Source organism: Chenggangzhangella methanolivorans (genome assembly GCF_042648545.1).
GTDB lineage: Bacteria > Pseudomonadota > Alphaproteobacteria > Rhizobiales > Methylopilaceae > Methylopila > Methylopila methanolivorans.
The window spans coordinates 346607-370696 of sequence record NZ_JBHRXS010000016.1 but is presented as its reverse complement, the minus strand read 5'-3'; the positions used below and the strand labels follow the sequence as shown (position 1 = coordinate 370696).

Here is a 24090-nt window from a genome sequence, read left to right as displayed (position 1 = left end):
GGTCAGCTTCCGGACCACTGCGGCGGGCGCTTGGACAGGAACGCGTCGACGCCCTCGCGGAAGTCGTTGCTGCCGTAGACCTCGGACACGATGTCGACGTCGTCGGCCTTCGGGTCGAGGCTGAGGCGGCGCAGCAGCTCCTTGGTGGCCCGCATGGTGACCGGAGCGTGGCCGACGAGGCGGCCGGTCATGGCCTCCACCACGGCGTCGACGTCTTCGGCCACCGTCACGTAGCCGGCGGGCATGTCTTCGGCGATCGGCATTTCGGCGAGCAGCAGCATCCGCTTCACGAGCGCCGGCCCGAGCGTGTCGGAAAGGCGGCGAAGGCTCGCCACCGACAGGCAGTTGCCGAGCGTGCGGGCGATCGGCACGCCGAACCGCGCGCCAGGCGAGGCGACCCGGAAGTCGCAGGCGTTGGCGAGCGCCATGCCGCCGCCCACCGCCCACCCCTCCACCACCGCTATCGAGGGAACGGGAAGCGCCTCGAGCGCGCCGACATAACCGTCGACCTTGTGTTCGTAGGCCACGCCGTCCTTTCCGGATGCGAAGGCGCGGAACTGCTCGATGTCGGTGCCGGCGACGAACGCCTTGCCGCCGGCGCCGCGGAAGACCGCGACGCGCACGTTTCTGTCCGCCGCGATCCGCCCGCAGGCCTCCGCAAGCTCCTCATACATCGCGAACGTCATCGCGTTGCGCGCATGGGGGCGGTCGAACACGACGCGCGCCACCGCGCCGTCGACCGTGAGCCGCACCGCGCCCTGGGGCGGCGCGGTCTCGGCGGCGGGAGCCTCGGCGACGCTCATCCTGCGAATGCTCCCCGCTCGGCCAGCGCGCCGCGGGCTTCGGCGTCGAGGCCGATCTCGTTCAGGATCGTCTCGGTGTGCTCGCCGAGCAGCGGCGGATGCAGCCGCACCTGCTGCGGCGTGCCCGAGAGCTTCACGGGGAAACCGATGTTCGGCACCTTCCCCTCGATCGGGTGGTCGATCTCCATCCGCATCTGCCGGTGCTTGCTGTGCTCGCTGTCGAAGGCTTCCGGATAGGTGTGCATGGGACCAGCCGGGATGCCGACCGCGAGCAGCGCCTCGACCCACTCTTCCGAAGTCTTCGCCACGAAGCTCTTTTCAAGCTCTTCGATCAGCACGAGACGGTTCCTGAGGCGCGCCGGATTGTCGATGAAGCGCTCGTCGCTCATCAGCTCCTTGCGGTCAAGCGTCTCGCAGAGCTTGGCCCAGAGCTTCTGGTTGGTGGCGCCCATCACGAAATAGCCGTCGCTGGAGCGGACCGCCTGATAGGGCGCGCTCATGCGGTTCGAGGTGCCGAGCGGCACCGGGTCGACGCCCGTGCCCCAGTATTCGGAGGTGTCCCAGATCGAGAAGGCGAGCGCGGCCTCGAACAGCGAGGCGTCGATGTACTGGCCCTGGCCGGTCTGCTTGGCGCCGATATAGGCCGCGAGCGCCGCATAGGTGGCGAAGAGGCCGCAGCCGATGTCGGCGACGGGAACGCCCGCCTTCACCGGCGCGCCGCCCGGATGGCCGGTGACGCTCATCACGCCCGACATCGCCTGCGCGATGAGGTCGAAGCCGGGGCGGCCGGCCCACGGGCCGGTCTGGCCGAAGCCCGAAATCGAGGCGTAGACCAGCTTAGGGTTGATCTTGCTCAGCACGTCGTAGCCGCATTTGAGCTTGGTCATGACGCCCGGACGGTAGTTCTCGACCAGGATGTCGGCGGTCTCGACGAGCTTGTAGAGCACTTCGCGGCCGGCGTCGGTCTTGAGGTTGATGGCGACGCTGCGCTTGTTCCGGTTCATGTTCAGGAAGCCCATGCTGTCGGGCCCCTTCATCTTGAAGCCCATGGCGCCGCGGGTCTGGTCTCCGCCGGCCGGGGGTTCGATCTTGATGACGTCGGCGCCGAGATCGCCGAGCAGCATGCAGGCGTAAGGACCGGCCATGACCTGGCTGACGTCGAGGACGCGCACGCCTGCGAGCGGAAGAGGGCGGGCGGCCGCGCCGGTCTCGGACTTGCGCTCGGTCGCCGGGGCGGGGCGATCCTGTTCCAGAACGTCGCTCATATGGGTCGTCTCCCTTTTCTCTGAGCCGCCTTCTTGGCCTGCGGCGTCGGAAAATTAATAATTACGGATCGGGCGGCGCATGCCCCGACGTCATGTCGGGGCCGTCGTCACGCCACTGCGGCGGCTCTCGGTTCTGTCGGCGCGTCGGAGCCGATCGTCGTTCCTGCGACGAAATCCCGGGCGATCCCGACAGTGGTTCCGGTGACGTGGCGCTCGAGCAGCGCCGCCAGGGCGTCCGCGTCGCGCGCCTCGAGCAGGCGCACCATCTCCTCGTGCTCGGCGACGGCGGTGCGCCAGTGCTCGGGCTTCTTGCGCACCACGAAGCGGCACGCGTTGATGCGGGTGAGGATCTGCTGGTAGAGCGTCGCGAGCGTGGCGTTGCCTGCGATGTCGAAAAACGTCTCGTGAATCAGGCGGTTGAACCGCAGGTAGCCGCGCTCGTCTTCAGCCCGGTAGCACGCCATCATCTGCTCGTGCAGGCCCTTGATGCGGGCGACGTCGGCCTCGTCCGCGCGCCGGCAGGCGAGCGCGCCGGCGAGCCGTTCGAGCGAGGCCATGATCGGGAACAGCTCGGCGATCTGCTCCTCGGTGATGCGCGCCACGATCGCTCCGCGATGCGGCAGGATCTCGAGCGCGCCCTCGGCCGCCAGCACTTTGAGCGCCTCGCGGATCGGCGTGCGGGATACGCCGAAGCGTTCGCAGAGCTGCTCTTCGGGCACCTTCTCGCCCGGCCGCAGCTCGCCCTGCATGATCATCTCACGCAGCGGGGCGACCAGCGACTGGTGGAGCGAGTGGCGGACGATCCGGTTCTCGGGCTTCATCACTGACCTGTGGTGGCGGCGGGCGCGTCAGGACCATCGTAGCGCGAGGACGCGCCGTCCGAAACGGCCCCGCCCTTCGACTTCCCGGCCGTGACCTTGCCGTAGACGAAAGAGATCGCCGGCAGCGAGAGCAGCAGCAGGCCGAGGCACATCATCGTGGTCACGAGGCCGTTGGCGAAGAAGATCGAGGCCGAGCCGTCCGAAAGCAGCAGCGCCTGCCGGAAGGCGTCCTCGGCCTTGTCGCCCAGCACCATGGCGAGCACGAAAGGCGCGAGCGGGTAGCCGAGCTTCTTGAACATGTAGCCGACGACGCCGAAGGCGAGAGCGAGCCAGACGTCGAACATGTGGCTCGCCACCGTATAGGCGCCGATGACGCACACCACCGCGATGATCGGGCCGATGACCTTGAACGGCGCCCGCAGCACATAGGCGAACAGCGGCACGGTCGCGAGCACCAGCACCACGGCGATGACGTTGCCGAGATACATGCTGGCGATCAGACCCCAGACGAAGTCCGGGCGCGTCGTGAACAGCATCGGTCCGGGCGAGAGGCCCCAGATCATCAGGCCGCCCATCATGACGGCTGCGGTCGCCGAGCCCGGGATGCCGAGCGCGAGCATCGGCAGCAGGGCGCAGGAGCCGGCCGAATGGTCGGCGGTCTCAGGCGCGACGACGCCCTCGGGCTCGCCCTTGCCGAAGTTCGCGCCGCGCTTGGAGAACCGGCGGCCGAGCGCGTAGCTCATGAAGGAGGCGGCGGTCGGTCCGCCCGGCGTGATGCCCATCCAGCAGCCGATCAGGGCGCTGCGGATCAGCGTCGCCCAGTAGCGCGGGAGCTCCGCGATGGTGCGGAAGATCGTCGACAGGCTGAGCTTGGCCTTCACGCCCTGGAACTTGACGCCTTCCTCCATGGTGATCAGCAGCTCGCCGAGGCCGAACAGGCCGATCACCGCGATGAGGAAGCTGACGCCGCCGATGAGGGCGTCCCACTCGAAGGTCAGCCGGCTCTCGCCCGAGATCGTGTCCATGCCGATCGTGGCGCAGGCGAAGCCCAGCATCATCGAGACCAGCGTCTTGAAGGGCGAGCCGCCCGACATGCCGATGAAGCTCGCGAACGCCATGAAGTAGACGGCGAAATATTCGGCCGCGCCGAAGCGGAGCGCGAACTGGGCGACCCAGCCGGAAAGCAGGGTGATCACCACGACGCCGGTCATGGCGCCGATGCCGGCCGAGCCGAAGGCGAGGGTGAGCGCGCGCAGCGCCTCGCCCTGCCGGGCCATCGGATAGCCGTCGAACGTGGTCGCCACCGAAGATGGTTCGCCCGGAATGTTGAACAGGATCGAGGTCGTCGACCCGCCGAACAGAGCGCCCCAATACATCGACGTCAGCAGGATGATGGCCGAGATCGGATCCATCCCGAAGGTCAGCGGCAGCAGCAGCGACACGCCGTTCGGCGCGCCGAGGCCCGGCAGCACGCCGACCACGAGGCCGAGCAGCACGCCGATGATCATGATGAGGACGTGGTGGGTCGACAGCGCGACCGCGAACCCGTCCATCAACTGGCCGAAATTGCCCATCTTGGCTTGTCTCCCGGCCGCTTCAGTAGATGCCGAAATATTCGAGCACCGGTCCCTTGAGCAGGGGCACGGTGAAGAGGATCTCGAAGATCACGAAGTTCACGCCGGTGGTGATCGCGGCGATCAGGAAGGCGCTGAGCGCCGTGCGCTTCGCGCCGAGCCAGACGGCGAAGAACAGGTAGAGCGCCATCGCGATGTAGAGGCCGAGCCACTGCGACAGCGCCGCGAGCGCGATGAGCGGCAGCAGAAAGGCCGCGACGGTGCGGATGTTCTCGCCGTCGGCGAAGATCTCGCCGGTTCCGCCGCGCCAGAGCGCCTGAACCGCGGCGCCGGCGCTGCCGAGGATGATCAGGCAGCCGACATAGAACGGGAAGTAGCCAGGCTCTGGGCCCGACGCGCCCCAGGAGACGCCGTTTTCGAGCGAGCCGTAGCAGACGAGGGCGCCGGCGGCGGCGGTCGCGGACGCGGTGACGAGCTCCGCGGCGTTGCGCGAGACGATCATGGACAAGCCTCCGAAGGGACAGGCGAGGGGCGCGGGCGGACCACGCCCCTCGGCGCGCGCGTCAGTTCTCGGCGCGGAGCCAGCCGTTCGTGCGGTACATCTCGGTGTAGGTCGCCTTGTGCTTGTCGACGAACTCCTTCAGGGCCTCGCCGGTCAGCACGCGCGGGATCTGCGCGCCGCGCTGAACGTAGCCCGTGAACTCCGGGGTTTCGGCGGCCTTCGTCAGCAGCTGCGTGTAGTAGGCGACGGCCTCGGCCGGGGCCTTGGCCGACATCCACACCGTGCGCGGCTGGGCGAAGCTCTTCACGTCGATGCCGGCCTCGGCGCAGGTCGGGATCGAGTTCCACGACATGCCGTCGGCGATCACCGTCTTGTCCTCGAGCCGCGTCTCCTCGAACACGCAGAGCGGCTTCTGCTGCCCCGCCTTCCACTGTTCGACGCTTTCGCTCGGATTGTTGACGTTGGCCGCGATGTGGCCGCCGGCGACCTGGATCGCGGCTTCGCTGCCGCTCTTGAACGGCACGTAGGTGAGGTCGACGCCGGCCTTCTGCTCGATCAGCGTCATCAGCGTCTCGTCGGCCTCCTTGGCCTTGGCGCCGCCGAGCTTGAGCGCGCCCGGCTGCTCCTTGGCCTTGGCGATGAAGCCCTTCACGTCCTCGATGCCGGACGCCTTCGGGTTCACCCAGAGCAGGAAGGGGTCGAACACCATCGCGGCGACCGGGGTGAGGTCGTTGAGGCTGTAGGAGAGCTTGTTGGCGAGCGGCAGGACGTAGGCGTCCTGGGTGCCGAAATAGAGCTTGTAGGGGTCGCCGGGGCTCGTCTTGGCGGAGATGAAGGTCTCGGCGCCGGAGCCGCCGGCCTTGTTGGTCACGATGATCGGGGTCGTGAGCAGGCCCGACTTCGAGAGCGACGCCTGGACGACGCGCGCGAAGGTGTCGCTGCCTCCGCCGGGGCCCGCCGCCACGACGAACTCGACCGGACGGATCGGTTTGAATTCCTGCGCCCACACCGGCGCGACAGTCGCAAACATCGCGGCGAGCGCGATCGTCCCTTGGAGCTTCATGCGGTTTTGCCTCCCCAGCAAGCCGGCGTTTCGCCGTTCTTGAGGCCGAGACTGCGTCATCAAAGATCAAAGATCAATAATTATGTATGCATTTTTGGCTCGCCTTTGGGCGTAGCCGCTTCGGGTCAGCGTCGAGCGTCAGCGGGTTGGAAGTCCGCTCGCTAGCGGGCCACAGGCTTTCTGCGGATGTCGGTGACGAAGCGATCTTCGCCTCCGGCCGTGAGGGTTCGTGGGAAGATCGCGATGAGATTGTAGCGGGCCTGCGGGCCGAACTCCCGCCGCAGGTCCCAGGAGACGCCGCCCTCGAAGATCCGGCCCTCCTTCAACTCGTCGAGCTGGGCCACGACCTCGCGCGGCGGCTCGAAGCCGAGGCTCCGGCAGATCTGGAACAGCGTGTCGCGCGCGATCGCCCGCGCGACCGGGGAGGTGGCCTCGTCGAGCAGATTGAGCTTCATGCGGATGTTGTCGATGCGGTCGGATTCGAGGCCGCGGGCGGCCACGAACAGGCTCGATACGACATACTCGTCGCCCTCGATCGGCTTCACGAGATCGGTGACGCAGGTCCAGCCGCGCAGGGGCGGCTCGCTCATCCGGAACTCGGCGTTGCGCAGGCCCGACTTCGCCAAGGCGGTGCAGAAGCGCTCCGGCTCGACGTGGGTGAGCCGCACGAAAGGCGAGGGCGCGTCGGGACGCGGCGCCACGAGCCAGGCGACGAGATTGTCTGACAGGAAATGGAGCGGGTCTGGCGCGGGCGGAGGGCCGGGCTTGGGCAGCGGTTTCAGCCCGGCGCCGCGCATCTTCGCGAGAAGCCCTTTGGATCCTGCGAGCCAGTCGGGCCGCACGGCCACGGTCGCCGCGACGCCCGCGACCAGAAGGACGGCGGCGAGCGCGGCGGAGATCAGTTGGGCCTTGGTGAGCCGCAGCGGCGTCATCGTCCGACGAACATGAGAAGCGTCAGACGATTACCGCGGATGGGGGCGGGCGCAAACGGGCGCCGGGTGACGAAGGCGCGACGAGAGGGCTTTCATCGGAGCCGGACGCCGTCGCCCCCTCTCCCGCATGTGGATGAGGAGCGCGATGACCGTGGCGTCAGGCCGCCTTCGCCTCCGCCCCCGCGCCGAAGCGGCCGTAGAACGTCTCGCCTTTCTCCGCGAGGTCGAGCAGCAGCTTGTTGGGCCGGAACCGCGGTCCGTGGATCTCGGCGAGCGCCGCCGCGAGCTTCACGAAGCGCTTCGCGCCCATGCCGTCGATCCAGCTTAGCGGGCCGCCGGTATAGGGCGCGAAGCCGAAGCCCAGGATCGCGCCGACGTCGGCCTCGCGCATGTCGGTGACGACGCCCTCTTCGACGGTGCGCGCCGCCTCCAGCGCCTGCGCGACGAGCAGACGATGCCGCAGCTCCGTCACGTCGAGCGTCTCGGGATCAAGTTTCTTGTCCTGAAGGTCAGCGAGGCCCGGCCAGAGGCTCTTCTTGCCGGTCTCGGGATAATCGTAAAAACCCTTGCGGTTCTTGCGCCCGAGCCGGCCGTGGGTCTCCACGAGCGCGCGCAGAAGCTTCTCCTGCGCGGGATTGACGGCCTCGTCGCCGAGCTGCGCGCGCGTGGCGTCGATGATCTTGAGGCCGAGGTCGAGCGCGACCTCGTCGTTGAGCGAGAGCGGGCCGACGGGCATGCCGGCCTGCTTGGCGACGTTCTCGATCATCGCCACGGGCACGCCCTCGGAGAGCATCAGGTGGCCCTCCAGCATGTAGGCGATGACGCAGCGGTTGGCGTAGAAGCCGCGGGAATCCCGCACCACGATCGGCGTCTTCTTGATGGCGCGGACATAGTCCAGCGCGACCGCCAGCGCCTTGTCGCCGGTCTTTTCCCCAACGATCACCTCGACCAGCAACATCTTCTCGACGGGCGAGAAGAAATGGATGCCGACGAACTGGTCCGGCCTGGAGCTCGCCTTGGCGAGGCCCGAGATCGGCAGCGTCGAGGTGTTGGAGGCGAAGATGGCGTCGGGCCCGATGGCGGCCTCGACCTTCGCGATCACCTCGGCCTTGACCTTCGGGTCTTCGAACACCGCCTCGACCACGAGATCGCAGCCGGCGAGCGCGCCGTAGTCGGCCGTCGGCGTGATCTTGGACAGAAGCGCGTCGCGCTGGGCGCCGGTCGCGCGGCCCTTCACGACCTGCCCCGAGATGAGCTTCTCGGCGAAGGCCTTGCCCTTGTCGGCGGCGTCCTGGTCGCGATCGACCAGAATGACTTCGATCCCGGCCTGCGCGGTGACGTAGGCCACGCCCGCGCCCATGAAGCCTGCGCCGACGACGCCGACCTTTGTGAGCTTGGTCTCCGGAACCGACTTCGGCCGCCGCGCGCCCTTGTTGAGCTCCTGCATCGAAACAAACAGCGTGCGGATCATCGCTGCGGCTTCGGGCGAGCGCAGCACCTTGGCGAATTGCCGGCTCTCGACGGTGAGCGCGAGATCCATCGGCAGCTGCAGCCCGTCGAACACGCTCTGCAGCATGGCGCGGATCGCCGGGTAATTGTCCTGCGTCTCGCGGCGGTAGATTGCGTTGGCCGGCGGGAAGGTCATGAAGCCGGGCTTCGACCAGACCGGGCCGCCAGGAAGCTTGAAGCCCTTCTCGTCCCATGGCTTCACGGCCTTGCCGCCGTTGACGATCCAGGCCTTGGCCTTGGCGAGCATCTCGTCCTTGGGCGCGACCTCGTCGACGAGCCGCATGCCGCGCGCCTTGTCGGGGCGGATCTGCTCGCCCTTCATCAGCATCTGGAGCGCGTCGCCGGGCGGCAGCAGCCGCGCGACCCGCTGGGTCCCGCCGGCGCCGGGGAAGAGGCCGACCTTCACCTCGGGCAAGCCGACCCGGGTCGAAGGATCGTTCGAAGCGATGCGCCAGTGGCAGGCGAGCGCGAGCTCGAAGGCGCCGCCGAGGCAGACCCCGTTGATCGCCGCGACCCAGGGCTTCCCGCAGGTCTCGATGCGGCGGTAGAGCAGCGAGAGCTGGCGGCTGCCGTCGAACAGCGCCTTGGCGGCCGCGGCCTCGCCGTTCTTCGCCATCTCGGTCGCGTAGAGGCGCGCCAGCCCTTCGAGCATGGTGAGGTCGGCGCCGCCCGAAAACGAGCCGGGCTTGCCGGACGAGATCACTGCGCCCTTCACAGCCTCGTCGCTCGCGACGCGTTCGACGAGGCTCGCGAGTTCGCGGATGGCGTCCTCGGTGAGGACGTTCATCGAGCGGCCGGGCATGTCCCAGACGATCGAAAGCACGCCGTCGGCGTCGAGGTCGGTCCTGAAGTTGGTCTCGGTCATGGTCGTCTCAGCCTTCATCCCCGGTCGCCGGGAGTGCGTGCTTCGAGACGCCTCGGCTGACGCCGAGGCTCCTCAGCATGAGGAACGTGGGTGCAGCGAACAAACGTCCCTCATGCTGAGGAGGCCCAGAGGGCCGTCTCGAAGCACGCAGGCGGTTCGGTGCGGCTTGCTTCAACTCACACCCGCTCGATGATGGTCGCGGTGCCCATTCCGGCGCCGATGCAGAGCGTCACGAGCGCCGTCTCCTTGCCGGAGCGCTCCAGCTCGTCGATCGCGGCTCCGAGAATCATCGCGCCGGTCGCGCCGAGCGGATGGCCGAGCGCGATCGCGCCGCCATTGACGTTGACGCGCGCGTCGTCGAGCCCGAAGGCCTGCAGATAGCGCAGCACGACCGCGGCGAAGGCCTCGTTGACCTCGAACAGGTCGATGTCGCCGATCTCCATCCCGGCGCGCTTCAGCACCTTGCGGGTCACGTCGACCGGGCCGGTCAGCATCAGCGCGGGCTCGGAGCCGATGTTGGCGAAGGCCTTGATGCGCGCGCGGGGCTTGAGGCCCGAGGCCTCGCCGGCCTCCTTCGAGCCGACGAGCACGGCCGCCGCGCCGTCCACGATGCCGGACGAGTTGCCGGCGTGGTGCACGTGGTTCACGCGCTCGATCTCGGGATGAGCGTAGGTCGCCACCGCGTCGAAGCCGCCCATCTCGCCCATCTCGGCGAACGAGGCCTTCAGGCTCCCGAGCGACTGCATCGAGGCGTCGGGGCGCATGTGCTCGTCACGGTCGAGCAGGATGATGTCGTTGACGTCGCGCACCGGCACGACCGACTTGCCGAAGCGGCCTTCGGTCCAGGCGGCCCCGGCCCGCTGCTGGCTCTGCACCGCATAGGCGTCGCAGTCGTCGCGGGTGAAACCGTATTTCGTCGCGATAAGGTCGGCAGAGACGCCCTGGGGCATGAAGTAGGACTTGATCGCGATCGCCGGGTCCATCGGCCAGGCGCCGCCCGAGGCGCCGAGCCCGACGCGGCTCATCGATTCGACGCCGCCGCCGACCACCAGGTCGTGCTGGCCGGACATCACCTGCGCGGCGGCGAAATTCACCGCGTCGAGCCCGGAGGCGCAGAACCTGTTGATCTGCACGCCCGGGACCTTGACGCCGTAGTCGGCCGCAAGCGCCGCGGCGCGGGCGACGTCGCCGCCGGCCTCGCCCACGGGATCGACGCAGCCGAGCACGACGTCGTCGACGGTCGCCCGGTCGAGGCCGTTGCGCTCGCTCAGCGCCTTCAGCGCGGTGACGGCGAGCTGGAGCGTCGAGACCTCATGCAGCGCGCCGTCCGGCTTTCCGCGCCCGCGAGGGGTGCGGACCGCGTCATAGATATAGGCGTCGGCCATTGACGGCTCTCCTTGGCGTTTTCAGGTCGCGGCGGCGGAATCGGGCGGGCGTTGCGGCGGCGCCGCGCTGTGTCGGGATGGCGACAATCTGGGGTCGCGAACGCCTTTTTCTCACCATGGCGTTCATGCTAGTGAGTGTCGCAAAGAAGTTCGGAACTTCGAAGAGTTCAAAGGAGCTGCGGCGATGACGCCAGCACAAATGCTCGAGACCCAAGGCTTCTACCCGCTGCCGGGCGCATTCGCGTCGGTGGCCAAAGACGTGGCCGAAAAGATCAAGGCCGATCTCGCCGTCACCGACAATCCCGAGGCGGTCGGTCTCGGCGACGCCTTCAACAAGATCCAGGCGGTGCGCGACTTCGTCTATCACGACGCGGTCACCCAGGCCTATCAGCGCGTGTTCGACAAGCAGCCCGTGTTCCTGCAGGCCTGCGACATCCACAACGGGTTCGTTCAGGGCAACTGGCACCGCGACTGCGCCAACAAGGGCCTGAACAAGGGCGAGGATTGGGATGAGTCCGCGCACAAGTACCGCAACTACAAGCTGATGATCTATCTCGAGTGCGACGACTACTCGTTCTGCGTCAAGCCGCGCACCAACCACAAGAAGCTCGCCAACGACCTCGACGACTACTTCACCGTCTCGGTCGAGGACGCCGCCAAGACCGACTTCTCCAAGATCGAGAAGCCGGTGCAGTTCATTCCCAAGCCGGGCGACGCGGTCATGTTCGACCTGCGCACCACCCATCGCGGCCAGGGCCTCAACGCCGAGCAGTTCTCCAAGCGCGCTTCGAACAAGCTGACGCTGTCCTACGTGTTCGCCGAGCGGAACCCGCACGCGCACCGCTTCCACAGCTACCGCACGCTGCTGAAGCAGGGCTACACGCCGCTGAACGAGGCCGAGAAGAAGCGCCTCAACGACAACGGCCTGTGGTGGGACGCGCTCGACGGCAACTACTTCGACGTCCACAAGGACGAGCTTCAGAACGTCGTCCTGAAGTGATCGGCTAAGCGTCGGCGCAGCCCGGCCCGATCGCGCCTTTCGAAACGCCGCGTCCCTCGGGGGCGCGGCGTTTTTCGTGAAGGCGGAGCGATCAGGGCGCGCGCCCGTCGTGGCGTGACCGCAGGAGAGGGCGTCGCCGGCCATCGGCTCAGAACGCGTCGGCCGGCAGCGCCATGACGGCTTCGGCCCCGGCTGTGATCGCGGCGAGGCGCGTCGCGGTCTCGGGGATCATCCGCTCCATGAAGAAGCGTCCGGCGACGAGCTTCGTCGCCATCGTCTCGTCGCCCTCGGCCTGCTTCTCGAGCGCCGTCTTGGCGATCCGCGCCCACATGTAGCCGAGCGCGACGAGGCCGAAGAGGTGCATGTAATCGGTCGCGCCGGCGCCGGCGTTGTCGGGCTTGCCCATGGCGTTGGCCATGAACCACATCGTCGCCTGCTGCAGCTCCTCGCGCGCCTTCTTCAGCGGCTTGAGGAACGGTTCGAGGCCTTGCGTCTCGGCGTTGTCTTTTAGGAAGCCGTCCACCTCCTTGAAGAACGCCATGATGGCGCGGCCGCCGTCGCGCGGGAGCTTGCGGCCGACGAGGTCCATCGCCTGAACCCCGTTCGCGCCCTCGTAGATCATGGCGATGCGGGCGTCGCGGACGAACTGCTCCATGCCCCATTCGGCGATGTAGCCGTGGCCGCCGAACATCTGCTGCGCCTTCACGGCGTTGTCGAAGCCGACGTCGGTGATGACGCCTTTGATGATCGGCGTCATGAGGCCCATGTGGTCCTCGCCGGCCTGGCGTTCCTTCGGATCCTCCGACACATGCGCGACGTCGCCCCGGATCGCGGTCCAGAGCACGAGCGCGCGGGCGGCCTCGTTGAAGGCCTTGATCGAGAGCAGCGTGCGGCGGACGTCCGGATGCACGATGATCGGGTCGGCGGGCTTCGCCGCCTCCTTGGCGCCGGTCAGCGAGCGGCCCTGCAGGCGGTCCTTGGCGTAGGCCGCGGCGTTCTGGTAGGCGACGTCGGATTGGGCGAGCCCCTGCACGCCGACGCCGAGCCGCGCCTCGTTCATCATCGTGAACATGGCGGCGAGCCCGCGGTTCTCCTCGCCCACGAGCCAGGCGGTCGCCCCGTCATAATTCATGACGCAGGTCGAGTTGCCGTGGATGCCCATCTTGTGCTCGAGCGCGCCGCACGAGACGGCGTTGCGCTCCCCGAGCGACCCGTCGGCGCCCGGCAGAACCTTCGGCGCGACGAACAGGGAGATGCCCTTCGTTCCCTCCGGCGCGCCCTCGATGCGGGCGAGCACGAGGTGCACGATGTTCTCCGTCATGTCGTGCTCGCCGGCCGAGATGAAGATCTTCTGGCCGGTGATCTTGTAGGAGCCGTCGCCCTGCGGGACGGCCTTGGTCTTGATGAGGCCGAGATCCGTGCCGCAATGCGGCTCGGTGAGGTTCATGGTGCCGGTCCACGAGCCCTCGATCATCTTCGGCAGATAGAGCTTCTTCTGCTCGTCCGAGCCGTGCAGAACGAGCGCCGCGATCGCGCCCTGCGTCAGGCCGGCGTACATCGCGAGCGCCATGTTGGCGGCTGAGGCGTACTCGTTGATGGCGGCGGCGACCGTGTGCGGAAGGCCCTGGCCGCCATATTCGGGACCGGCCGCAAGACCGATCCAGCCGCCCTCGGCGAAGGCCTTGAACGCCTCCTTGAAGCCGTTCGGCGTCGTCACGTCGCCGTTGGCGAGCCGCACGCAGCCCTGAAGGTCGCCCGATCGATTGAGCGGCTGGAAGCTCTTTTCGCAGAGCTTGGCGCCTTCCTCGAGGATCGTCTCGACGGTGTCGCGGCCGGCGTCGGCGAAGCCCGGAAGGTTGGAGTGCCGATCGAAGCCCAGCACGTCGTAGAGCAGGAAAAGCGTGTCCGCGACGGGCGCCTTGTAGCTCGGCATATCCACCCCCGGTTCTTATTGTGTGTATGCACTATCGCTGCGGACGACCGGCGCCGCAAGCGTCCGACGCCAAAAATAGGGCGCGCGTCCGCGCTCGCCGACCCGGTGGTCGGCGTTAGGCCCCGCAGATTGAAGAGACGCCTGAGAGAGCGGCGGAGAAACGTCGGCGCCGCTCATCGGCGCGAGGTCAGCTCGTCGCCGCGCCGGTCCGCCCGGCGGACCCGGCGAGCGCCCCGATGGCGCGTTCGAGGTCGCTCGTGACGAAGGGTTTCTGCAACGTGGGGGCGTTCGGGTAGCGGTCGCGCACGCCCGCGCCGCCATAGCCGGTGACGAACACGAACGGGATGTTGCGCGCGGCGAGCGCGTCGGCGACCTCGAAGCTCTGCTCGCCGCCGAGATTGACGTCGAGCAGCGCGCCGTCGATGGCGTCGGTCTCGGCGATCACCGCCAGAGCCGCCTTGACGCCGCCCGCTGGACCCACGACCTCGGCGCCGCCGTCGAGCAGCATATCCTCGACCAGCATGGCGATCATCGCTTCGTCCTCGACGAGGAGGATGCGCAGGCCCTTCAGGCTCTCATTCGTCATGGGGTGGTGATTTTCTGCGAGAGGGGCAGGCGGAAGACGCAGGCGACGCCCTCCGGTTCGAAGTCCAGCCGCACGCGGCCGCCAAGCTCGCGCGCCGCCCCGCGCTCGATCAGCCGCGAGCCGAAGCCGCGGCGCGCCGGCGGAGACACGTCCGGCCCGCCGGTTTCACGCCAGCTCAGTTCCAATACGTCGCCGTCGCCCTTTTGGTCCACCGACCACTCCACCGTCACGCGCCCGCCGGCCTGCGACAGCGCGCCGAAGCGGGCGGCGTTGGTGGCGAGCTCGTGAAACGCCAGCGTCATGGTGACGGCGGCGGTCGGAGACAATCTTACCTCCGGCCCGCCTATCACGATGCGTCCGTCCACGTCGAGGCTGAAGGGCGCGAGCGTCTCGGCGACCAGCTGGCCAAGGCCGGCCGACGTCCAGGTCTCGCGCATCAGAAGGTCGTGAGCGCGCGACAGCGCCATCAGCCGCGCGTCGAACGTCTTCTGGAACTCCTCCGGCGACGACGTCGAAGCAAGCGACTGGTGCGCGAGCGCCTGGACGGTCGAAAGATTGTTCTTCACCCGATGGTTCAGCTCCGCCAGCAGCCAGGCGCGGATGCGGTCCTGCTCCTTGCGTTCGGTGACGTCGACCGTGACCGTGAAGAAGCTCGGCACGCCGTCGGCGTCGACCAGCCGCGTGACGTTGCTCACCGCCCAGACCGTCTCGCCGCCCGGACGGACATAGCGTTTTTCGATTTCGAACGAGCCGCCGGCCTCGGCCGCCTGCGCGAGGCGGGCGCGCGTCTCCTCGATGTCGTCGGGATGGGTGACGCTCGCGACCGTCAGCTCGCGGGCGCTTTCGGTCGGGCGGCCGAGCAGGCGCCCCATCGTCGGGTTGAAGCGGATGAAGCGGCCGGCGGAATCCGATTCCGAAAGGCCGACCGCCGCCTTGTCGAAGATCGCCGCGAACCGCCGTTCGCTGGCGTTCAGCCGCACCGAGGCGTCCGCGTTGCGCAGCGCCAGCCAGACGCGGCCGGCGATCTCGCGGGCGAATTCGGCCTGCCGGGAGGTCCATTGGCGCAGCCGGTTGTCGTGGAGATAGACGACCGCGGTCGCCCGGCCGTCGCGCACGACCGGCGCGAGCAGGTAGGACTTCACCCCAATCTCGGCGAAGCTTTCCGCGGCTTTCGCCGAGTGCCGGCCGTCGTCCGGCGAGATCGATCCGACCGAGACCATGAGGCCGGCGCGCACCGCGCGGTGCACGTCCTCGCCGAAGTCCGGCAGCCGGTATCTGCCGCCCGCGAGCGAGATTTCGCCCGGTATGCTCCAGTCGCCGAGCGCCGTGCAGAACTCCTCGCCGGGTTCGATCACTGCGTAGCCCGCCCGCGAAAGGCCGAGATGGGCGACGAGCGGCTCCATCACGCTTTTCAGGATCTTGCTGGCGTCGGCGCTCTCGATCGCGAGATCGCGCAGTCGATCTCCGATCTCGAGGAAAAAGCGCTGGTCTTCGGTCGCCAGAACCTCGTCGGTGACCTCGCGGCCCTGGTTCATGACGCCGAGGACCTCGCCCTCGGCCCCGAAGATCGGCGTGAAGCTGTAGTCCCAGTAGCTTTCGATCACCTCGCCGTTGCGCCGCATGGGAAGGCGCTGGCGAAACGTCGAGAAGCCGCGGCCCATGCGGACCACGCCCTCGAACTGGGGGCCGACGACGTTCCAGATGTCGCTCCAGACCTCCTTGCCCGGACGCCCGATCGCCCAGGGGTGGCGTTCGGCGGGGATTGGAGCCCAGGAGTCGTTGTAGATCAGGCGGAGCTGCGGTCCCCAATAGATCGCGGTCGGCAGGCTCGAATGCATGCAGAGGCTGATCGCCACCCGCAATTCGACCGGCCAGGCCGTGGGCTCGCCGAGCGCATGCCCCCGCCAGTCGAACGCGCGCAGGCGCGCAGCCATTTCCCCGTCGCCTCTGAACAGCGCTTCGATCCTCGAATGTCCCGCGCCTGCTCGCGCCACGTCACGGTCTCCGCCGCGACGGTTTATGGCGGCGAGGGCGCTTCGACAGGGGCGGGAGGCGATCAATCAACCGCTTTTGCGCCTTGTCCTGCGCAGAAGCCCATCTGGGTACCGCGACCGGAAGGAAGTTTCGTCTTCGCCTGCGCATGGCCGCATTCCTCGCTATGAGGAGGGGCGGCCCGGCGTCGATCGGGACCCGACCCACTGAGCGATGCGGCTGAACCTCATGCGACCTGCGATCCTGTTCCTGAAGGCCCTGATGACGGCGATCGTGTTCGGCGTCGCGCTGGCCGCGGCGCAGGCGCAGCAGGCGGCGCCGGCCCCGGATCCGACCGCCGCCATCGACTCTGCGCGCTCCGAGCTCGATCGCATCGAGAACCGCCTCGGCGATCGGAACCTCAACCTCAGCGACGACGAGCTCGCGGGGCTGCGCGATCGGATCGACCCGATGTCGGCCTCGCTTGAGGCCGCGATCGCGCAGCTCGCGCCCAAGCTGGCGGCCGCCGACGCGCGGCTCGCCCAGATCGGCGCCAAGCCCGCGGACGGCGAGCCGGCCGAAAGCCCCGACGTCACCAAGGAGCGCGACAGCCAGACCGCCGCGCGCCAGGAGGTGGACGAAGCGATCAAGCGCGGCCGGCTGCTTCAGGTCGAGGCGAGCCAGGTCGCCGACCAGATCACGGAGCTGCGCCGCTCCCTGCTTGCGAGCCGCCTGTTCGAGCGCGCCCGTTCGCTGCTCGACCCGACGCTGTGGCTCGACGTCGCCGAAGAGGCGCCGCGGGACGTCGGGGGCGTCGCCGCGCTCGGCGGCGAAATCGCCAGCCAGGTGTCGCGGAACCTGACGCCCGGCGCGATCGCGACGGTCGCGGCGGCGGTGGCCGCGGCGCTCCTCTTGCTCTTCCCCATCCGGATCTGGACTGCGAATTTCGGCGAGCGGCTGGTCGTCCATCAGTCGCCGCGTTCTCGCCTCCGGCGTTCGGCCACCGCGCTGTTCCGGCTGGTCGCCACGACGCTTGCGCCTTTGCTGGCGGCGCTCTGCGTCTTTCTGGCGGTGAAATCCGTGGGCTGGCTGCCGGCGCGCGCGGAGCCGCTCGCGCTCGTGCTGGTGCGCTCGGCCGGCTTCCTTGGCTTCGCCCACGGCATGATGAAGGCGCTGCTCGCGCCCGGACGGCCGACCTGGCGCCTCGTCGAGCTCTCGGACGCCGCCGTCGCCCAGATCAAGAACCAGCCGATGATCGTCGCCTCGGTGTTCGTGCTGGGCCGCATCCTCGACGTGTTCAACTCCACGATCGGAGCGAGCCTCTCGGCCTCGATCGCGACCTCGGGAACTTTCGCGGCGCTCAACGCGGCGACCTTCGCGCTGTCGGTCCGGCGCCTGCGGACCGCCCAGCAGCTCGAGGCGACGAACGACGAGCCGGGCGCGGAGAAGGAAGGCAACCCGATCCTGTTCGTGGTGCGTCTCTGCGGCCTTGCGGCGATCGCCGTCGTCGTGGTCTCGGTGGTGATCGGCTACGTGCCGCTGGCGCAGTTCCTCGCCAACCAGGTCATCTGGATCACCGCGGTGCTCTGGCTGGCCTATCTCCTGCTCGTGGTGGTCGACGACCTCTTCACCTCCTCGCTCTCAGCCGAAACCCGCTTCGGCCGCAATCTGAGCGAGGGGCTCGGCGTCCGGACCACGACGCTCGAGCAGGTCGGCGTGCTGCTTTCCGGCGTCATGCGGCTGTTCATCCTGGCGATCGCGGCGCTTTTGATCGCCGCCCCCTGGGGCGTCGGCTCCACCGACCTGTTCGGCTGGCTCCGGATGCCGGTGACGGGCTTCCAGCTCGGCGGCATCACGATCTCGATCACCGGCATTCTGAGCGCCGTGCTGCTCGTCGCCGTCGGCTTCACGCTGACCCACGGCGCGCAGCGCTGGCTCGACCGCGATCTCCTTCCCAAGACGCGCATGGACGACGGCCTCAAGGCCTCGATCAACACCGGCGTCGGCTATCTCGGCTCGATCGTGGTGATCATGCTGGCGCTGGCCTATCTCGGCTTCAGCCTCGACCGGCTCGCGATCGTGGCCGGCGCGCTGTCGGTCGGCATCGGCTTCGGCCTGCAGGCGGTGATCTCGAACTTCGTCTCGGGCGTCATCCTGCTGGCCGAGCGCCCGATCAAGATCGGCGACTGGGTGGTGATCGGCTCCGACCAGGGCAACGTTCGGCGCATCTCCGTGCGCTCCACCGAGATCGAGCTGTTCGACCGCTCGACGCTCATCGTCCCGAACTCGGACTTCATCACCAAGAGCGTCAAGAACGTCACGCACGGCGCGCCGAACGGGCGCGTGGCGATCGAGCTCGTGGTCTCCTCCGCGCTCGATCCGCAGGAGGTGAAGCGGATCGCGATCGACACCGCGAAGGCGCACGGCTCCGTGCTCGCCTTCCCGGAGCCGCAGCTGCTCTTCACCTCGCTCGGCAAGGCCGACTACGGCTTTTCGCTGTTCTGCAACGTGCCGAGCCCGCGGCAGGCCGCAAGCGTCAAGAGCGACCTGCATTTCGCGCTGGTGAAGGCGTTCGGGGACGCAGGCGTCGCGCTCGCGGGGCCCGCAGGCCCCGACGTCACGGTCGCAATCGCGCAGGTCGCAGAAGCGCTGTCGGGCGGCGGCGGCCGGGCCGTGGCCGCGATCGCGCCGAAGCCGCACGACGCCTCCGACGCGCCTCCGGGCGCCGCCGCGACGCCGAAGCCCGCCTGACGTGCGCAGGCCCTAAACCCGGCCTTAACCGCGCGCGGGCCTGAAATGGCCTTCGCCCGCCATCCGCAAGACGCTAGACTGCAGGCCGCCATGTCGTTCCCGATCCGCCGATTCGCAGGCCTTGCGGCGCTCGCCGCGCTCGCTCTCGCAGGCTGCTCCGCCGAGCGTCCGACCCGGCCGGTCGAAAGCGGCATCTACCAGAGCCAGAGCAAGCCTGGCGCGAGCCTCGACAAGGCGACGGCGGCCTCGATGGTCTCGGAGCTCCGCCGCGGCAGGGGACTCGGGCCGGTGATGCTCGATCCTGCGCTCAACCGCATGGCCGAAGAGCAGGCGCTCGCGATGTCGCGCGTCGGCAAGATCAGCCACGACAGCCTCGCTGGTCCGCTGAAGGTCCGGATCGCACGCTCCTATCCGCGCAACGGCGGGGTGTGGGAGAACGTCGGCGCGGGCCACGACACGCTGGCGGACGCCTTCACGGGCTGGCGCTCCTCGCCGCCGCACATGAAGAACATGATGCAGCCGGGCGCTTCGCGCATGGGCATCGCGGCCGTGCACGCGCCCGGATCGCGCTTCGAAGTGTTTTGGGCGATGGTGCTGGCCGACCCGAACGACCCGCGGCCGATCGCCTACGCCAATCCCGCGGCGGCGCCGGTCGAGGTCGCGGCCCCTGCGCCGGGCGCGACGCAGGCCGATCCGCCGAGCGGCGCGCGGATCGCATCGCAGATCCCGCCGTTCCGCCTCGGCGCTCCGGGCATGATCGCGCTCCCCCGCTGACGCGCCGACTTCGGCCTGTTCGCTAGACTTCCATCACACTGTTTATGGAACGCTGGCGCATGTCCGCGTTCCATGAATAAGCTTGCCAGCCATCTGTCGACATTTGCGATCGATTTGGCGGATCACAAGCGGTCTGCACAGCGTTTAATCACAAGTCCGTGTACAGCGGTATTCTGTGGCGGTTTTGCGACTTGTTGATCAAACGACCGCCTGATATCCATGTGACACGCCAGTGATCAATCCGGCCCCAAGCCTAGAATATCTAAAATTCTGACGCAGATCTGACGTCGACCTTTCGCCGCGTTCCAAGCGTTTTCCGCTTGGCCGAATGTATTTCGGCCGAAACTGCCGTGTTGCGTCTGTCTTTTTCCTGAAACATCGTGGCGGCGGATCCTCCGGCCGCCCTGAAGCCGCCGAGGTCCCATGGCCCGCCGACTCGCGACCACGCTCGCCTTCTGTCTCGCGACCTGCTTCGCCGCCGCGACGCCCACGCTCGCCCAGAGCGGCAAGGAGGTGGTGTCGAGCCCCGACGCGCCCGAGGCGATCGGGCCCTACAGCCAGGCGATCCGCCACGGCGACACGCTCTATCTCGCGGGCCAGATCCCGATCGATCCGAAGACCAAGGAACTGAGCAAAGGCGCGATCGAGGAGCAGACCAAGCTCGTGCTCGAGAACTTGAAGGCGGTTCTGGCGGCCGCCGGCATGACCATGGACAACGTCGTCTCGACGAGCGTGTTCATGAAGGACCTCAACGAGTTCAAGAAGATGAACGAGGTCTACGCCACCTATTTCAAGGACAAGCCGCCGGCGCGCGCCACCGTCGAGGTCGCCCGCCTGCCGCGCGACGTGGCCGTCGAGATTTCCGCCATCGCGGTCAAGTGACCGGCGTTCCGGGCGCCGGCGGTTTCCGGCGCGCTTGAGACGCCGCCGGACCCCCGGCGGCGAACGGGCCGCCGCGCGCGCAAGCGACCCGGCGGGGGAGACGTTTCATGAGCGATTTCGAGTTCCGTTCGAACCGGCGAGACCTGTTCAAGCTTGCGGGCGCAGGCGCCGCGGCGGCGGCCACGCTGCCGCTGGTTCCGATGAGCGCCTTCGCGGCCGATCCGAAGTTCACGCTGGGCGAGCCGAAGCCCGGCTTTATCCTCGATCCCGACGTCCTCTACATGAACATCGGCACCACGGGCTCGACGCCCAATCACGTGCTGAAGTCCTTCAACCAGGACAATCGCGAGGTGGCGCGCAACCCGCTCGAGACCTTCGGCGGCGTCACGCCGTTCCGCGAGGCGATCGCGCCGGGCTTCGGGGCCGAGCTCGAAGAGTTCGTGATCTCCTACAACACCACAGACGGCATGAACAAAATCCTCGCCGGCGTCGAGCTGCGCGAGGGCGACGAGATCGTCACCACCAATCATGAGCATCCGGGCGGCAACGGCCCGATGAACATCCTGGCCCAGCGCTACGGCGTGAAGATCACTCGCGTCGCGCTGCCGGTCGGCAACGACCAGAAGGCGGGCGACTACGTCGACCTGTTCCGCAAGGCCATGACGAAGAAGACGAAGGCCTTCGTGTTCTCGGCGCCGACCTACCTCACCGGCGTGATGCTGCCGTACAAGCGCCTCGCCAAGCTCGCCCAGAAGAACGGGATCATGACGATCGTGGACGGCGCGCACGCGACCGGCATGTTCGACCTCGACTTCCACAAAACCGGCATCGATTTCTGGGGCTGCTCGGGCCACAAGTGGCAGTGCGGCCCCGGCGGCACCGGCGTGATCTACGTCCGCAACCGGGTGAGCAAGCACAACCCGCTGCCGCTGTTCAACTTCTGGCCGACCAACACCAACAACACGCTGCTGACCGGGCCGCGCACCAACGACAACGCCGCGACCTACAATGTCGGCACCGCGATGCAGAGCATCGGCAATCCGAACTATCCGATGCTGAAGGCCTTCGCCGACACCTGCGCGTTCTGGGACGAGATCGGCCGCGGGGCCATCGAGAAGCACGATCTGGCGCTCTCGCTCGACCTCAAGAACAAGATCGCCGACCGCTGGGGCGCAGGGTATCTCTACTCGCCCAAGGACGATCCGGAGCTCCTGTCGGCGCTCACCTCCTTCAGCCCGTTCCACAAGGCGAACGCGCGGGTGGGGCTCGGCCAGTCCGAGGCCGAGACGGCGCAGTCGACCACCTTCGTGACGCGCATGCGGGAGGAGTACGGCATCGTCATCCGCAACACGGCGGTGCCGGTGATCGGCTCGCCCGCGCCGCATCATCCGATGCGCATCTCCACGCATCTCTTCCACTCGACCGAGGACATCGACCGGCTGGTTGGCGCGATGGTGGAGCTGACGTCGAAGATGGCGGGGGCGTAAGGGGCGGCTGAAGCGCCTCGTCATGCCCCGGCTTGTCCGGGGCATCCACCTTTCGGCGGCGCGGCGTTCGACGATGAACCGTGGATCCCCCGGACAAGCCGGGGGATGAGGACTGCGTTTCGACCAAACCTCGGAAGTCAGGCCACCGGCCTGACTTCCTCGACCTCCGGCACGAAGTGGCGGAGCAGGTTCTCGATGCCCTGCTTCAGCGTCGCGGTGGAGGAGGGGCAGCCCGCGCACGAGCCCTTCATGTTGAGATAGACCACGCCCTCGCGAAAGCCGCGGAACGTGATGTCGCCGCCGTCCATAGCGACCGCGGGGCGAACGCGCGTCGCGAGCAGCTCCTTGATGGTGTCGACGGTCTCGGCGTCGCTCTCCTCGAAGAACTCCTCGCCGTCGTCGTTCGGCTTCGGCGCGCCGGCCTCGGTGAGCAGCGGCTCGCCCGAGAGGTAGTGCTCCATGATCGCGCCGAGGATGGCGGGCTTGAGGTGCTGCCACTCGCCGCCGGCCTTGGTGACGGTGACGAAGTCGGCCCCGTAAAACACGCCGGCGACGCCGTCGATCTCGAACAGTTTCTGGGCGAGCGGCGAGCGGGCTGCGTCGTCGGCCGATTTCAGCTCCAGCGCGCCGCCGGGCAGCACGTCGCGGCCGGGCAGGAACTTCAGCGTCGCGGGGTTCGGGGTCGCTTCGGTCTGAATGAACATCGGGAAACCTCTCTAGTCACCGAGAGATGGTGGTTTTGGAAGCGGGGGTCAATCGTGGCGGACACGAACTGCGCGCTTCGAGACGCCCGCTGACCGCGGGCTCCCCAGCATGAGGAGCGTCGCAGAGACTCAGCCGCCCCTCATGCTGAGGAGCTTGGCGAAAGCCAAGCGTCTCGAAGCACGCAGCTCCTCTCAGCGCCGCACGAACCCCACGATGTCCTTCACGTGGTTCATCGTCTCGCCGGCGATCGCCTCGGCGCGCTCGGCGCCCGAGCCCAGCACCTGGTCGATGTGGCCCGGGTCGGCCACCAGCCGCTTCATCTCGGCGGTGATCGGCGCGAGCTTCGAGACGGTGAGGTCCACGAGCGCCTGCTTGAACTGCGAGAATTGCTGGCCGCCGAACTGGGCGATCACCGCGGCCGCGTCGCTGTCGGCGAGCGCTGCGTAGATGCCGATGAGGTTGTCGGCCTCGGGCCGCGTCTTCATCTCCTCGACGGTCTCGGGCAGCGGCAGCGGGTCGGTCTTGGCCTTGCGGATCTTGGCCGCGATCTGGTCGGCGTCGTCGGTCAGGTTGATGCGGCTCGCGTCCGAGGGCTCGGACTTCGACATCTTTCGCGCCCCGTCCCGCAAGCTCATCACGCGCGTCGCCGGCCCCGCGATCAGGGGCTCGGGCTGCGGGAAGAACTTCTCGGCGAGGCCGAGGTCGGCGATCGACTTCGAAAAGTCGTTGTTGAACTTCTGCGCGATGTCGCGGGCGAGCTCGAGATGCTGCTTCTGGTCCTCGCCGACCGGCACATGGGTCGCGCGGTAAGCGAGAATGTCCGCCGCCATCAGGTTCGGATAGGCGTAGAGGCCGACGGACGCGTTCTCGCGGTCCTTGCCGGCCTTCTCCTTGAACTGCGTCATGCGGTTCAGCCAGCCGAGCCGCGCCACGCAGTTGAAGATCCAGGCGAGCTCGGCGTGGGCCGAGACCTGGGACTGGTTGAAGACGATGTGCTTCGTCCCGTCGACGCCGGCCGCAAGAAACGCGGCCGCGACCTCGCGGATCGACTTCTTCAGCTCGGCCGGGTCCTGCCAGACGGTGATGGCGTGGAGGTCGACCACGCAATAGAGGCACTCGAAGCGGTCCTGCAGCTCCACGAAGCGCTTGATGGCGCCCAGATAATTGCCGAGATGCAGGTTTCCGGTCGGCTGGACGCCGGAAAACACCCGCTCATGCGCGTTCGCCATCGGACCCGTTTGCTCCCTGAAGGACGGCGCGTTATGGCGTCCGTGTCGGGCCG

19 protein-coding genes are annotated in these 24090 nt (G+C 68.1%); 5 read left to right on the top strand and 14 right to left on the bottom strand.

The genetic code is table 11. From position 1 onward, the window contains the following. Window positions 1–2: 2 nt before the first annotated feature. From ACFOWB_RS23670 to ACFOWB_RS23630, 9 genes are all read right to left on the bottom strand, one after another. Entirely contained in the window at window positions 3–803 is an 801-nt protein-coding gene (locus ACFOWB_RS23670) for an enoyl-CoA hydratase/isomerase family protein (RefSeq protein WP_261404773.1), read from the bottom strand. Then, a complete protein-coding gene (locus ACFOWB_RS23665; RefSeq protein ID WP_261404772.1) occupies window positions 800–2068 on the bottom strand; it encodes a CaiB/BaiF CoA transferase family protein in 1269 nt (422 codons plus the stop codon). Before ACFOWB_RS23665 ends, ACFOWB_RS23670 begins: the two co-directional genes overlap by 4 nt. Before the next feature lie 107 nt (window positions 2069–2175). Further along, window positions 2176–2889 carry a GntR family transcriptional regulator gene (locus ACFOWB_RS23660; RefSeq protein ID WP_261404771.1) on the bottom strand — a complete coding sequence of 238 codons (714 nt, stop codon included), beginning with the start codon at window positions 2887–2889 and terminating at the stop codon, window positions 2176–2178. Next, entirely contained in the window at window positions 2889–4463 is a 1575-nt protein-coding gene (locus tag ACFOWB_RS23655) for a tripartite tricarboxylate transporter permease (protein ID WP_378149741.1), read from the bottom strand. Before ACFOWB_RS23655 ends, ACFOWB_RS23660 begins: the two co-directional genes overlap by 1 nt. Window positions 4464–4485: 22 nt before the next feature. Beyond that, entirely contained in the window at window positions 4486–4965 is a 480-nt protein-coding gene (locus ACFOWB_RS23650) for a tripartite tricarboxylate transporter TctB family protein (RefSeq protein ID WP_261404770.1), read from the bottom strand. Window positions 4966–5026: 61 nt separating this feature from the next. Further along, a complete protein-coding gene (locus ACFOWB_RS23645) occupies window positions 5027–6028 on the bottom strand; it encodes a Bug family tripartite tricarboxylate transporter substrate binding protein (RefSeq protein ID WP_261404769.1) in 1002 nt (333 codons plus the stop codon). Window positions 6029–6189: 161 nt separating this feature from the next. Further along, window positions 6190–6960: a DUF6030 family protein gene (locus ACFOWB_RS23640; RefSeq protein WP_261404768.1), complete on the bottom strand. Its 771-nt coding sequence runs from the start codon at window positions 6958–6960 to the stop codon at window positions 6190–6192. Between the two features lie 157 nt (window positions 6961–7117). After that, the gene (locus ACFOWB_RS23635) at window positions 7118–9334 is read right to left on the bottom strand and encodes a 3-hydroxyacyl-CoA dehydrogenase NAD-binding domain-containing protein (protein ID WP_378149846.1); all 2217 of its coding nucleotides are present in this window, start codon (window positions 9332–9334) and stop codon (window positions 7118–7120) included. A gap of 176 nt (window positions 9335–9510) precedes the next feature. Further along, window positions 9511–10719, bottom strand: coding sequence for an acetyl-CoA C-acetyltransferase (locus ACFOWB_RS23630; RefSeq protein WP_378149738.1), 1209 nt, complete (start codon window positions 10717–10719; stop codon window positions 9511–9513). A 184-nt stretch (window positions 10720–10903) separates the two neighbouring features. Between ACFOWB_RS23630 and ACFOWB_RS23625 the strand changes: the two genes are divergently transcribed. Further along, window positions 10904–11719, top strand: coding sequence for a hypothetical protein (locus ACFOWB_RS23625; RefSeq protein ID WP_378149736.1), 816 nt, complete (start codon window positions 10904–10906; stop codon window positions 11717–11719). Between the two features lie 148 nt (window positions 11720–11867). On the opposite strand, the gene ACFOWB_RS23620 is transcribed toward ACFOWB_RS23625, so the two are convergent. From ACFOWB_RS23620 to ACFOWB_RS23610, 3 genes are all read right to left on the bottom strand, one after another. Next, on the bottom strand, window positions 11868–13652 hold the full coding sequence (locus ACFOWB_RS23620) for an acyl-CoA dehydrogenase C-terminal domain-containing protein (protein ID WP_378149734.1): 1785 nt from the start codon (window positions 13650–13652) through the stop codon (window positions 11868–11870). Window positions 13653–13839: 187 nt separating this feature from the next. Then, window positions 13840–14238, bottom strand: coding sequence for a response regulator (locus ACFOWB_RS23615; protein WP_378149732.1), 399 nt, complete (start codon window positions 14236–14238; stop codon window positions 13840–13842). Beyond that, window positions 14235–16172 carry a sensor histidine kinase gene (locus tag ACFOWB_RS23610; protein ID WP_378149730.1) on the bottom strand — a complete coding sequence of 646 codons (1938 nt, stop codon included), beginning with the start codon at window positions 16170–16172 and terminating at the stop codon, window positions 14235–14237. The genes ACFOWB_RS23615 and ACFOWB_RS23610 overlap by 4 nt, the downstream gene beginning before the upstream one ends. Window positions 16173–16458: 286 nt before the next feature. Here ACFOWB_RS23610 and ACFOWB_RS23605 point away from each other — a divergent pair, with 286 nt between their 5' ends. From ACFOWB_RS23605 to ACFOWB_RS23590, 4 genes are all read left to right on the top strand, one after another. Further along, complete coding sequence (locus ACFOWB_RS23605) at window positions 16459–18960, top strand: DUF3772 domain-containing protein (RefSeq protein WP_378149728.1); 2502 nt, start codon at window positions 16459–16461, stop codon at window positions 18958–18960. A 90-nt stretch (window positions 18961–19050) separates the two neighbouring features. Continuing rightward, window positions 19051–19734 (top strand): CAP domain-containing protein, encoded by a 684-nt coding sequence (locus ACFOWB_RS23600; RefSeq protein ID WP_261404762.1) that lies wholly within the window; start codon window positions 19051–19053, stop codon window positions 19732–19734. Window positions 19735–20157: 423 nt separating this feature from the next. Further along, a complete protein-coding gene (locus tag ACFOWB_RS23595) occupies window positions 20158–20616 on the top strand; it encodes a RidA family protein (protein ID WP_261404761.1) in 459 nt (152 codons plus the stop codon). A gap of 107 nt (window positions 20617–20723) precedes the next feature. Continuing rightward, a complete protein-coding gene (locus ACFOWB_RS23590; protein ID WP_378149725.1) occupies window positions 20724–22103 on the top strand; it encodes an aminotransferase class V-fold PLP-dependent enzyme in 1380 nt (459 codons plus the stop codon). A gap of 137 nt (window positions 22104–22240) precedes the next feature. Here the strand turns inward: ACFOWB_RS23590 and ACFOWB_RS23585 are convergent, their stop codons facing one another. Together ACFOWB_RS23585 and trpS are read right to left on the bottom strand one after the other, a co-directional pair. Next, window positions 22241–22807: a NifU family protein gene (locus tag ACFOWB_RS23585; protein ID WP_261404759.1), complete on the bottom strand. Its 567-nt coding sequence runs from the start codon at window positions 22805–22807 to the stop codon at window positions 22241–22243. A gap of 192 nt (window positions 22808–22999) precedes the next feature. Then, window positions 23000–24037: a tryptophan--tRNA ligase gene (gene trpS / locus ACFOWB_RS23580; protein WP_261404758.1), complete on the bottom strand. Its 1038-nt coding sequence runs from the start codon at window positions 24035–24037 to the stop codon at window positions 23000–23002. Window positions 24038–24090 lie beyond the last annotated feature (53 nt).